A 10,784-nucleotide genomic window follows, 5' to 3' on the forward strand; every position below is an offset into this window, starting at 1 on the left:
ATCGCCACCCGCTACGACAAGCTCGCACTGACCTACCGCGGCGGAGCTGTCCTCAGAGCCATAACTATTTGGTCGAAGGCATTAGGAGACACGCCCTAGTAGCTGCCGGCCGTTCCAGCCGGAGTGGCGCCACTGAGCAGTGCGGCGCTGCCGGAGACTCCGAGGCGGGTCGCGCCGGCCTCGATCATGGCCACGGCGTCGTCGAAGGTGCGCACCCCGCCCGACGCCTTCACCTCGGCCCGGTCGCCCACGGTCTGCTTCATCAGACGCACCGCGTGCACGGTCGCCCCACCCGCGGGGTGGAAGCCGGTGGAGGTCTTCACGAAGTCGGCTCCCGCGGCGACGGATGCCTGGCACACGCCCACGATCTCGGCATCGGTCAGCGCCGCAGATTCGATGATCACCTTGAGCACCTTCGGCGCGGGAACGCTCGCGCGCACGGCCTGGATGTCGGCCTGCACATCGGCGAACCGACCGGCCTTGACGGCACCGATGTCGATGACCATATCGACCTCGTCAGCCCCCTGCTCGATGGAGAGGGCGGCTTCGGCGGCCTTGATGGCGCTGTGGTGCTTGCCGCTGGGGAAACCGCAGACGACCGCGACCTTGAGGTCGGAGCCGGCGGGGATCGTGAGCGGCAGCATCGACGGGGAGACGCAGACCGAGTAGGTGCCGAGCTCGATGGCCTCGACGATGAGTGCGGTCACGTCGGCTTTGGTGGCCTCGGGCTTCAGAAGGGTGTGGTCGATGTGCTGGGCGACGATGTCGGCGCTGAGCGTGGTGGTGGGGGTCGAAGTCATGGATTGTCCTTAGTTGGTTACACGTGCGGGTGACGGCGACCCGGGGGCGCAGGCCGTCGGCAGCACGGACTCGCGGTGGTCGGCGTTCTGCTCGGCAACCACTCAACGCAGGGCACCGACACGACACGGGGGAGATGCCCTCTTCTACCAAGCGTACGGCGACATCCATCCAGGTGCACTTCGCTGCTCTCGTTCACGGCCCGCCAACTCTAGACTTAGTCCAGTGGACTAAGTAGGCTCAGCGCATGACGGAGTTCGTGAACATCCACGATGCAAAGACCCAGTTGTCACGACTGCTTCAGCGCGTCGAAGCTGGCGAGCGGGTCGTGATCGCCCGGGCGGGCAAACCCATCGCCGATTTGGTGCCTCATCAAGCGGGCAACGGGCTGCAGATAGGGGCACTCGAAGGTCAGATCTGGATGGCACCTGACGCGTTCGCCTGGCCTGATGACGAAATCGACGCCTTGTTCTACGGCGATCGCACTGATCGGCACCCGGTGGCCGATAACGTTGATCCTTCTTGACACGAACGCGTTGCTCTGGTTGCTCGGTGATCCGAAGCAGTTCGGTCCCGATGCGCTCCACATGCTGGCCGAGAACGCCGAGGTCTACTCGTCCCCAGTTTCGGTCTTTGAGATTTCGATCAAGACCATGCTGGGCAAGCTTTCTGTCCCTGCGGACTTCGCCGCCGTGGCTCGCGTGAATGGGATCAAGGAGTTGCCGCTCAACCACGTGCACGCCGAGGCTGTGGGGGAGTTCCCCGAGCTGACCCGCCACGACCCGTTCGATCGGCTGATTCTCGCTCAGGCTTTCGTGGAAAGTATGACCCTTCTCACCGCTGATCGGGTGCTGATCTCGCTGGGCCGGCCATTCGTGCGCGATGCCCGGGCCTAATCAGCCGAGCCGAGTCGAGTCGCAGATGCGGATCCACTCAGTCTTTCTGCGTGCATCCCCCGCGATCGCGCAGAATAGTAGGCATGGCTCATCGTCAACGCACACCCACGGATGCCGATGCCACCCCGAGCAGAGCCGACAAGACCTGCGCTTCGTGCGGGCGGCGCATCCAGTGGCGCGCGAAATGGGCCGCCAACTGGGACTCGGTGAAGTACTGCTCGGCCGCCTGCCGCGCCCACGGCGTCAGCGCGACGGACACCGAGCTCGAAGCGACCATCGCGACCCTGCTCGCCGCGCGGGCCAACACCGCCACGATCTGCCCGTCCGACGCGGCGAGGGCCATCGGCGGCGAGGAATGGCGCGACCTCATGGAACCTGCCCGCCGAGCCGCCCGCCGCATGGTCGCCCGCGGTGAGTTGCAGATCACGCAGGGCGGAAACGTCGTCGATCCGTCGACCGCGAAGGGCCCGATCCGCCTGCGGCGACCGCGGTAGCAGCTCCGCGGCAGCAACTTTCGGCGGGGTGAGTCACCCCGTGGGGCCAGCGTGCGTAGGTCGTCTTGCGGGGTCTCGAGACGCCGGCGTGTTTCGGCAGGCGCAGCAACCGGCGTGCCGGCTCCTCGACCAGCGATCGGCGGGCTAGCGGATGTCTACGATCTGCTTTCCGAGAGGCATCAAGGCCACCGGGATCATCTTGAAGTTCGCGATGCCGAACGGAATGCCGATGATCGTGATGCAGAGCGAGATGCCCGAGAGCAGGTGCCCGAGGGCGATCCACCAGCCGGCCAGGATGACCCAGACGACGTTGCCGAGCATCGATCCGACGCCGGCGCCGGGCGTCTCGACCACGGTCTTTCCGAACGGCCAGAGCGCGTAGACGCCGATGCGCGCCGCGGCGATTCCCCAGGGGATCGTCACAATGAGAATGAACATGATGACCGCCGCGAGCATGTAGCCGAGAAACAGCCAGAAGCCCGAGAGCACGAGCCAGATGATGTTGAGCAGGGTCTTCAGCATGCCCCTATTCTCTCAGGTCACTCTGAACGCGGCCCTTGCCGTGGGGCGGATGTGGGTATCAAATCGGCAGCAACAGGCTGAAGCAAGACAACGAGGTCGGGAGCTGCTCATGTCGGGTAAAGCAACGCAGGATTCGTCGCCGGGCCGGGGCGGCGCCGAACAGCGGCGGGCCTCGTCGTCGGGGGCGCCGGTCGATCAGCCCCGCAAGATTCGCAACGTCGCCCTCGTCGGCCGGTCGGGTGCCGGCAAGACCATGCTCGCCGAGGCCCTCCTCGTGGCCACCGGCGCCCTCACGCGTATGGGTTCCATCCTGGCCGGCACCACGGTCAGCGACTCCGACCCGAGCGAGATCCACCAGCAACGATCCGTGAACCTCTCGGTACTGCCGCTGACGGTCGGCGACGTGAAGATCAACCTGCTCGACACCCCCGGCTACGTCGATTTCATCGGCGACCTGCGCGCTGGGCTGCGGGCAGCGGATGCCGCCCTCTTCGTGGTGTCCGCCGTCGACGGCGTCGACGCGGCCACCACCGCACTGTGGGCGGAGTGCGAACGCATCGGCATGCCGCGAGCCGTCGTGATCAGCCGGATCGACCATCCGCGGGCCCGGTATGAGGCGGTGCTCGCCGAGTGCCAGCAGGCCTTCGGCGCGGCGGTGCTGCCCTTGTACGTGCCGATCGGCGCCGCCGACGCCAGCACCGGGCTGCACGGCGTGCTGTCGGGCACGGTCTCCGAATCCGGGGCACCCGCCCGCCGGGCGGCGACCGAGGCCGAACGCGCATCGGCCGAGTCGGCGCGCGCCGCGCTGATCGAGGGCATCATTGCCGAGAGCGAAGACGAGTCGCTGCTCGACCGCTACCTCGGCGGCGAAGAGCTGCCCCTCCCGACGCTCATCGGCGACCTGGAGATCGCGGTGGCGCGCGGATCCCTGTATCCGGTGCTGGCAACATCCGCTGACACCGGAGTGGGCCTGACCGAAGTGCTCGAGCTGATGACGGATGCCTTCCCCTCCCCCGTCGAGCGGCCCCTGCCCGCGGTCACCGACCTGCGCGGCCGACCCGTGGCGCCGACTGCCTGCGACCCCAGCGGGCCGCTGGTCGGTGAGGTGGTGCGCACGACCATCGATTCGTTCCTCGGCCGGGTCGCCCTCGTTCGCGTGTTCAGCGGCACCCTGCGGGAGGACTCGACCGTGCACATCGGCGGCCACGGCCTCACCGATCGGGGACACGCCGACCACGACAGTGACGAGCGGGTCACGCACCTGCAGTCCCCGCTCGGGGCGACCCTGCGGCCGGTGCCGTTCTGCGTGGCGGGCGACATCTGCGCCCTCACCCGGCTGACGAGCATCGAGACCGGCGACACCGTGAGCGACCCGGATGCGCCGCTGCTGATCGAGGCGTGGCCGATGCCCGAGCCGCTGATGCCGGTGGCCGTGCAGGGCGCCGCGCACAGCGACGACGACGCGCTCGCCAAGAATCTCGGCAAGGTCGCGGCCGTCGACCCGACGCTGCGGGTGGAACGCAACGGTGAGACGCATCAGCTCGTGCTGTGGTGCATGGGGGAGGCGCACGCCGAGGTGGTCTTCGACCGTTTGCGGGCGCAGGGTGTCAAGCTTCAGTCCGTCGAGGTGGTCACGCCGCTGCGGGAGACGTTCACCGGCCCAGCCGCAGTGCGGGGCCGGTACGTCAAGCAGTCCGGCGGGCACGGCCAGTTCGCGATCTGCGAGATCGAGGTCGAACCGCTCGAACGCGGAACCGGGTTCGAATTTCTCGACCGTGTCGTCGGCGGGGTGATTCCGAAGCACTACATCGAGTCGGTGGAGAAGGGCGTGCGGGCGCAGATGCAGCGCGGGGTCGCGCAGGGGTTTCCGGTCGTGGATATTCGGGTGACCCTGGTCGGCGGAAAGACGCACAGCGTCGACTCGTCGGATGCCGCGTTCCAGGCCGCCGGGGCGCTCGCGCTGCGGGAGGCGGCCGCGGCGAGCCGCATCCAGCTGCTCGAGCCGGTCTCGCTGGTGACGATCACCGTGCCCGACCAGCATGTGGGCCCGGTGATGACCGACCTGTCCACCCGCCGCGGCCACACGACCGGCACTACGGCGGCTGGCGCGGGGCGCACCGACATCCGCGCCGAGATTCCCGATGCCGAGCTGCTGCGCTACGTGATCGAGCTGCGCGCGTTGACGTCGGGCAGCGGATGGTTTCGCCGCAGCTATCTGAGGCACGACCCGGTTCCCGGCAAGGTCTCGCATTCCACCGTGACCGACTGACGGGCGCGACCCGACGGGGAGGGAGAGGCCACACGTCGATCGACGCGATTTCCTAACAAGCAGGGAGTCCGGTATTGTTTTAGGACCAGATGCACGCCCGAAGACTTGTTATTGGAGGCCCTCATGCACGACCAACGTTCCGCATTGAACTTGCTGTCGGTGCTTGGCCTGCAGCTGTCGGCGCCCCTCGCTATCGCCGCAATGGCCCTCGCAGGAAAGTGGATCCTCGGGTTGTGGACGACCGAGAGCACCAGCTACTGGGGGCTCGCTCTCGGGGTCGTCGCCTTCGTGTTCTGGGTGCCAGTGGTGGAGAAAAAAGTTCGAGCCTTGAATCGGGAGCGCTATTCACTACGAGAGTCCCGCAAGGCCGCTTCCTCTGCTGCCAACTGACCAGCCGGAGCCGAAGGATCAGTCAGAACCGAATAGAAAGAGTGCTTTGTACATGAAGATCAAAAAGTCCAGCCTGATCGCCACTGCCACGATTATCTTCGCCTCCTTGCTGATACCGACGGCGGCAGCCTCGGCTGCGCCGCTCACACCGACGATGCAGGCCGAAACGACGTCAGACGGTCGGGTATCGATTTCATTGACCAACAGCACCGTGACCCTGGCTGACGGAGACCTGGTCTACAAGGATTCGGCCGGTGCCATCATGGAGCGCGAGGCGACGGATGCCTTGGTCAGCTCAGGTGGTTCGGTCGAAGTCGTCAGTCCCACGCGCATTATTCTGACTGCGCCTCCGGTCGCCTCCGACCCTTATGCCATCACCCCGTTTTCTGGCGTGCCGTTCACGGGAAGCTGGGATGAGTGCGTGTCCGGGTACATCGCGGCTGGCGGTCTCACGGGGGTCTTCTTTGGTCCCGTCGGGTTGATGAGCGGCCTGGTCGGGGGAGCAGCGGCGGCCTTCGTCGAGTGCAACGGCCTGCCGCGTATGTAGGTGGAGCTGGCCCGCACCGAGAAAGCAGCCCGTGCACTTCCCGACCTCGGGACGTGCACGGGCCTGTCGGTTATCAGGCGGCGACCCGGTCGGCAAGCTCGTCACCCGACGGCACGCCGGTGGAGAATCCGTCGGGCTAGACTCTCCGCGGTATTGCATCCACCTTTCGCATTCGGCCGTGACACACTGGCCGAAACCAGCAAACGGGAGCGAGCAACTTGGCGTCACTCAATGCACCAGTCACCTGCGACATGATGGTCTCGGAGGACGGCTTCGCGGCCGGCCCGAATCAGAGCCTGGAGCATCCGCTCGGTGAAGGCGGTGAACGATTGGCGCGCTGGCGATTCGAGCGGCCCGACGAGAACGCTGCCGAGATCGCCGCCATCGCGACTGCGGGCGCCTACATCATGGGCCGCAACATGTTCGGGGCCGGTCGCGGCGACTGGGACGACGAGTGGACCGGGTGGTGGGGCGACGACCCGCCGTACCACGCGCCGGTTTTCGTGCTGACGCACTACCCGCGCGCCCCGCTCGTGATGGACGGCGGCACGACCTTCACGTTTGTCACGGACGGCATCGAATCGGCGCTGCAGCGGGCGCGCGCCGCCGCGGGCCAGAGGGAGGTGTCGATCGCTGGCGGGGCGTTGACCGCGCGGCAATATCTCGCAGCGGGGTTGATCGACGAGCTGCGGCTGCACATCGCGCCCGTGGTGTTCGGTGCCGGCGAACCGCTGCTCAGCGGCCTCAACGACCTCGCGCTGGAACAGGTCAGCTCGGTCGAGCGCGAGCTCGTTACCCACGTCACCTACCGCGTGCGGCGCTGACCCGCATTCGCTGATCGAGGAGCGGGCATGCTTTTGGCCCGCGTCTCGAGATCCGGCGAGCCGACCTCCAGACCCGCGCGGCGGGCATGCCGGCTCCGTGACCCGCGTACCTGAGGCGCGCCGGCCTGATCTCACGCACAGCCAAGCGTTAAGATTTCATACCGACAGTTATGGAGCCGACTATGCCCAGGGTGCCAGAGCCGTTCGAGGAGTACGAACCGGGAGTCTTCTTGCACGGCACGAAAGCGGATCTGGCCGTGGGGGACGTGCTGGTGCCCGGGCGTGACTCCAACTTCGAGGCCGGCCGGCGGGCGAACCATGTCTACCTGACGTCCACTCTGGACGCCGCAACCTGGGGCGCCGAACTGGCCGCGGGCGTGGGTCGGGGACGGATCTACATCGTTGAGCCGACCGGCGCCGTGGAGGATGACCCCAACGTGACGGACAAGAAGTTCCCCGGCAACCCGACCCGGTCCTATCGCACCCGCGAGCCGGTGCAGATCGTGGGCGAATTGGTGGATTGGATCGGACACGCGCCCGAACAGGTGCAGTCCATGCGCGACGGCCTCGCTGCCCTGACCCGTGAGGGGCGCGCGGTCATCGACGACTAGCTGAGGCCGAGGCCGAGGTGGCCGGCTCAGTCGGAGGACGTGCCCGAGCGGCGGATGAGTTCGGCGAGGTGTCTCTCGGCCGTCTCGTTGCCCTCGTCGACGAGTCGGCGCAGTTCGGCGATGTCGCCGCGGGCGGCGGCCAGATCGGCGAGCCGCCCGGCCACCTGCTCGTTGCCGTCATCGGACAGGCGCTGCAGCTCGTCGACGTCGTCGTTTTCGAGGGCGAGGGCGGCCAGGCGTGACTCCGCCTGTTCGTTGCCCTCCTCGGCGAGACGCCGGAGTTCGCCCCGGTCGCCGCGCAGATCGGCGAGTTGCACCAGTCGGGACTCGGCGCGGTCATTGCCCTCGTCGGCGAGGCGCCGCAGTTCGTCGACGTCGTCGCGCTCGAGCGCGAGGTCGGTCAGGCGTGCCTCGGCGGCTTCGTTGCCCTCGTCGGCGAGTTCGCGCAGGGTGTCTTCGTCGATCACCGGGCGCGGATGGTTCGCGGAGTCAGAAGCGGATGCGGCGGCGTCGGCGGGCTCGGGAGTAGTCACCCGACCAATATCCCACGCTCGGCCGCCGCCCGCCCCGCGAGTGAGCACTTTATGCACCTCCCGCGCTCGGGAAGTGCATAAAGTGCGGTCGAGGCTCACTTTCTCCTCTGCGGCCTGCATCGCAAGGGCTCGGTGCAGCTCGGGCGGGCGGCTGCTCGAGATCGTAGCGGCGCTGCCGCTCGGGCCGAGCCGCAAGGTGCTCAAGCGCAACTGCGCGCCGCCGCCCTGCTCGCGTCCTGACCCCGCCCCCGCGAGTCCTAACCCCCGCGAGTGAGCAGTTTTTGCACTTCTCGGGCTCGGTTGGTGCATAAAATGCTCACTCGCGAGAAAACAGTCGAGTGCGTCGAGGGAGACCACAATGAGCGTGGAAATGACCGGAGACTTCAAGATCGTCGTCGAGCGGGAGTTCCCCGCGACGCCCGAGCAGGTCTGGCAGGCCGTCACCGCCGAGACGAGCGCGTGGTTGTTTCCGAGCGAGGCGATGACCGGCGAAGAGCTCGTGTGGGAGCCGCCGACCCACCACGTGAATCGCATGGAAGGCGCCGACGGATGGTTCAACCAGCTCGAGCAGGAGATCGAACCACGCCCGAACGGCCGGTCTTTCATGCGCTGGGCGCACAGCGGAGTTTTTCCGGGCGAACCAGTCGAGGGGGAGGACCAGGAGGACGGCATCCACCAGCACACCGTCTTCTACCTGCACACCCTCGCCGAATACCTCGAGCACTTCGCGGGCCGCCCGGTGGTGTTCGCCGACGTGCAGGGGCCCGAAGCGTCGATGGCGCCCGACGGGTTCCAGGTGGTGCGCGCAGCCCTCGGGGTCGCGGCCGACGCGCCGGTGGGGAGTGCGGCATCCGTCACCGTGGCCGGCCTCACGGGCGCGATCGTCGACTACAACACGGCGAACTTCCTCGGGCTGCGCACGGATGCCGCGCTCTACCGATTTTTCGGCCGCAACGCGTTCGGCGGCCCGGTCGGCATGACCGTGCACGACTTCGCCGGTGCCGACCGCGACAAGCTCGCCGCCACCTTTCAGGAGTGGCTCACCGCCCTCTACCCGGGTCGGCCCCCTCGCGAGTGAGCAGTTTTTGCACTTCCCGAGCGTGGTTGGTGCAGTTATTGCTCACTCGCGAGACGGCGCGAGGGGCGCCCACAAAAAACTCGCGAGCGGGCAGTGTGCGCAGTTGCCGGAGGAGGTACTGCACGCACTGCTCGCTCGCGAGAGTGTGTGGTGCGGCAACGGATGCCGCACAAGGCTAAACAGCCAGGGCTAAAAGCCCAGGGCTAGTCGGCCGGGATGGTGACCGTGTTGCTCTCGAGCGTGACGGCCGTCTGCGCGTACAGGTGGCCGTTGATCGAGGCGCCGGTCTTCATCGCGATGAGGGTGCGGCTGAGGATGGTGCCCTCGAAGTGCGCGGTGGTGCCGATGACGACCTCACCGGCGCTCTGCCAGAACACGTTCTTCGCCTGCACGCCGTCGAGGATGACGTTCTTCGCGGAGGCCTGCTTGATGTCGCCGGAGACCTGGAAGATGAAGACATCGTCCGCGCCGCCGGTCAGGGTGACGTCGGTGGAGATGTCGACGTCGGTGCCCCACTTGTACAGGCCGGGGGTGAGGGTGAGGCCGCCGATTTCGCCGGCGCCGAGGTTGACGAAGTCGGGCGTGGTGCGTGCTGCCGCGTCACGGTAGGCGATTTCGAGGTCGCCGACGGCTCCGGTGAGGAAGGTGTCGTCGGTGATCTTGCAGGCGGGGCCTTCGGCGTCGACCGAGAAGATCGATCCGGTGACCTCGTCGCAGCCCACGTGAATGGCCGCTCCGGTGATCGGGCTCGAGCCGATGTCGCCGGTGATGGCGGAGGCATAGACATCCGTGATGCCGCTCTTGGAGAGGATCGAGAAGGATCCGGCCGTGCCGAGGTCGACGGCGGCGCGGGGTTCGGTTTCGGCGGCGGATGCCCCGGCGGCGCCGGCTCCGGCGACGGCGACGACGGCGGCCGTCATGAGAATGGCGAAGACGCTCTTTCGGGCGCGCTTGCCTGCGGTGGACTGGGTGTGATTGGACACGGTGGTGTTCCCCTGTTTGGGTGCTGTGGGCGCCACGAATTGCGGCGCCGGGCAGGGCCACCGAGGGGTGGTCCCCGGCGCGGCGCGCCGAGTTTGTGCCGCTGGTTGGGCCCGATCCGGTGAACCCGGGGCGGGCGTTCCCGCGTGAGATGCTGCTCGTCACGCGGGGCTGAAGCCAGCGACAGTGTCTGTCTTACCCCCAAGACTAGGGGTGCTTTATCTGGCCCCTGATCAGGGGTAAGATACCCTCGAACCGATCGGTCGGTTTTAGAGAAAAGCGCGTCTTTCCGGCGATGTCCGGTGCTGGCCCGGGGTTTCGCCCCGAGAAATTGCCATATTAAGGTTTGGCGAACGGCACGTAAATTTGGGCTACCGAGTGGGGTCGGGCTGCAATGCTCGGGTTACAGAGGGCCGGGGCACCCGGCCGGCGAGGAGTAGATCTCATGACTTACACCCTTCCCCCGCGGCTCGGCCGCTCCGGTTCCGAGCGCAGCCACGCGGGATCGTTCGTAGCGGATGCCGCCCGGCCCGGGGCATCCGTCGCCGGCGCCCTGGGCATCGACGCCGCGATCGTGCCGACCGTTCCCGAGGACTGGGCCGTCTTTCAGGCGCTCACGCCCACCTCGCACCTGGTTGTGGGCCCGGGTGGCATCTTCACGATCAGCGTGCACCGCCTGGCCGGCGACTGGGCCTGGGCCGACAAGCGCGCCCTCGTCGTGGCCGGGCGCCGCACCGTCGTGCTGCGCGATGCCGAACTCGCCGCCGCCCGGGTCACCGAGCTGCTGCGCGCGCGCATCGCGCTGCGTGCCGCGGTGCGGCCGGTCGTGGCGCTCATCGGC

13 protein-coding genes and 1 pseudogene are annotated in these 10,784 nt (G+C 67.5%); 10 read left to right on the forward strand and 4 right to left on the reverse strand.

Annotated features, from left to right (window positions below; all coding sequences use genetic code 11):
* Positions 1-95: 95 nt before the first annotated feature.
* Positions 96-800, reverse strand: a complete 705-nt coding sequence (gene deoC / locus D6T64_RS00690; protein ID WP_119970471.1) for a deoxyribose-phosphate aldolase — start codon at positions 798-800, stop codon at positions 96-98.
* Between the two features lie 245 nt (positions 801-1,045).
* On the opposite strand from deoC, the gene D6T64_RS00695 reads away from it, so the two are divergent.
* From D6T64_RS00695 to D6T64_RS00705, 3 genes are all read left to right on the forward strand, one after another.
* Positions 1,046-1,324, forward strand: coding sequence for a type II toxin-antitoxin system Phd/YefM family antitoxin (locus tag D6T64_RS00695; RefSeq protein ID WP_119970473.1), 279 nt, complete (start codon positions 1,046-1,048; stop codon positions 1,322-1,324).
* A complete protein-coding gene (locus D6T64_RS00700) occupies positions 1,248-1,694 on the forward strand; it encodes a type II toxin-antitoxin system VapC family toxin (RefSeq protein ID WP_119970475.1) in 447 nt (148 codons plus the stop codon). The genes D6T64_RS00695 and D6T64_RS00700 overlap by 77 nt, the downstream gene beginning before the upstream one ends.
* Before the next feature lie 83 nt (positions 1,695-1,777).
* On the forward strand, positions 1,778-2,188 hold the full coding sequence (locus D6T64_RS00705; RefSeq protein ID WP_119970477.1) for a DUF2256 and DUF3253 domain-containing protein: 411 nt from the start codon (positions 1,778-1,780) through the stop codon (positions 2,186-2,188).
* A gap of 144 nt (positions 2,189-2,332) precedes the next feature.
* On the opposite strand, the gene D6T64_RS00710 is transcribed toward D6T64_RS00705, so the two are convergent.
* Positions 2,333-2,707 carry a YccF domain-containing protein gene (locus tag D6T64_RS00710; RefSeq protein WP_119970490.1) on the reverse strand — a complete coding sequence of 125 codons (375 nt, stop codon included), beginning with the start codon at positions 2,705-2,707 and terminating at the stop codon, positions 2,333-2,335.
* Positions 2,708-2,819: 112 nt separating this feature from the next.
* On the opposite strand from D6T64_RS00710, the gene D6T64_RS00715 reads away from it, so the two are divergent.
* The 5 genes from D6T64_RS00715 to arr all read left to right on the forward strand — a co-directional run bounded on the left by D6T64_RS00715 (position 2,820) and on the right by arr (position 7,351).
* Entirely contained in the window at positions 2,820-4,979 is a 2,160-nt protein-coding gene (locus D6T64_RS00715; protein WP_119970479.1) for an elongation factor G-like protein EF-G2, read from the forward strand.
* A gap of 123 nt (positions 4,980-5,102) precedes the next feature.
* On the forward strand, positions 5,103-5,369 hold the full coding sequence (locus D6T64_RS00720; protein ID WP_147364394.1) for a hypothetical protein: 267 nt from the start codon (positions 5,103-5,105) through the stop codon (positions 5,367-5,369).
* 52 nt (positions 5,370-5,421) lie between these two features.
* Entirely contained in the window at positions 5,422-5,916 is a 495-nt protein-coding gene (locus D6T64_RS00725; RefSeq protein ID WP_119970483.1) for a hypothetical protein, read from the forward strand.
* A gap of 254 nt (positions 5,917-6,170) precedes the next feature.
* Positions 6,171-6,740, forward strand: coding sequence for a dihydrofolate reductase family protein (locus D6T64_RS00730; protein ID WP_233550755.1), 570 nt, complete (start codon positions 6,171-6,173; stop codon positions 6,738-6,740).
* Positions 6,741-6,910: 170 nt separating this feature from the next.
* Complete coding sequence (gene arr, locus D6T64_RS00735) at positions 6,911-7,351, forward strand: NAD(+)--rifampin ADP-ribosyltransferase (protein ID WP_377011176.1); 441 nt, start codon at positions 6,911-6,913, stop codon at positions 7,349-7,351.
* A gap of 26 nt (positions 7,352-7,377) precedes the next feature.
* Here arr and D6T64_RS22765 read toward each other — a convergent pair whose 3' ends face one another.
* Positions 7,378-7,884: a hypothetical protein gene (locus tag D6T64_RS22765; protein ID WP_199719010.1), complete on the reverse strand. Its 507-nt coding sequence runs from the start codon at positions 7,882-7,884 to the stop codon at positions 7,378-7,380.
* Between the two features lie 358 nt (positions 7,885-8,242).
* Between D6T64_RS22765 and D6T64_RS00745 the strand changes: the two genes are divergently transcribed.
* The gene (locus D6T64_RS00745) at positions 8,243-8,962 is read left to right on the forward strand and encodes an SRPBCC family protein (RefSeq protein ID WP_325049755.1); all 720 of its coding nucleotides are present in this window, start codon (positions 8,243-8,245) and stop codon (positions 8,960-8,962) included.
* A gap of 203 nt (positions 8,963-9,165) precedes the next feature.
* Here D6T64_RS00745 and D6T64_RS00750 read toward each other — a convergent pair whose 3' ends face one another.
* Complete coding sequence (locus D6T64_RS00750; RefSeq protein WP_199719011.1) at positions 9,166-9,945, reverse strand: ice-binding family protein; 780 nt, start codon at positions 9,943-9,945, stop codon at positions 9,166-9,168.
* Between the two features lie 443 nt (positions 9,946-10,388).
* Between D6T64_RS00750 and D6T64_RS00755 the strand changes: the two are divergent.
* Positions 10,389-10,784, forward strand: a pseudogene (locus tag D6T64_RS00755) (hypothetical protein); the annotation flags it as partial.

The sequence above is a fragment of the Cryobacterium melibiosiphilum genome, from assembly GCF_003602235.1.
Classification (GTDB): domain Bacteria; phylum Actinomycetota; class Actinomycetes; order Actinomycetales; family Microbacteriaceae; genus Cryobacterium; species Cryobacterium melibiosiphilum.

Coding starts and splice junctions, on each gene's coding strand:
- deoC (WP_119970471.1), bottom strand. CDS start 800: ATGACTTCGACCCCCACCACCACGCTCAGCGCCGACATCGTCGCCCAG.
- D6T64_RS00695 (WP_119970473.1), top strand. CDS start 1,046: ATGACGGAGTTCGTGAACATCCACGATGCAAAGACCCAGTTGTCACGA.
- D6T64_RS00700 (WP_119970475.1), top strand. CDS start 1,248: ATGACGAAATCGACGCCTTGTTCTACGGCGATCGCACTGATCGGCACC.
- D6T64_RS00705 (WP_119970477.1), top strand. CDS start 1,778: ATGGCTCATCGTCAACGCACACCCACGGATGCCGATGCCACCCCGAGC.
- D6T64_RS00715 (WP_119970479.1), top strand. CDS start 2,820: ATGTCGGGTAAAGCAACGCAGGATTCGTCGCCGGGCCGGGGCGGCGCC.
- D6T64_RS00720 (WP_147364394.1), top strand. CDS start 5,103: ATGCACGACCAACGTTCCGCATTGAACTTGCTGTCGGTGCTTGGCCTG.
- D6T64_RS00725 (WP_119970483.1), top strand. CDS start 5,422: ATGAAGATCAAAAAGTCCAGCCTGATCGCCACTGCCACGATTATCTTC.
- D6T64_RS00730 (WP_233550755.1), top strand. CDS start 6,171: ATGGTCTCGGAGGACGGCTTCGCGGCCGGCCCGAATCAGAGCCTGGAG.
- arr (WP_377011176.1), top strand. CDS start 6,911: ATGGAGCCGACTATGCCCAGGGTGCCAGAGCCGTTCGAGGAGTACGAA.
- D6T64_RS00745 (WP_325049755.1), top strand. CDS start 8,243: ATGAGCGTGGAAATGACCGGAGACTTCAAGATCGTCGTCGAGCGGGAG.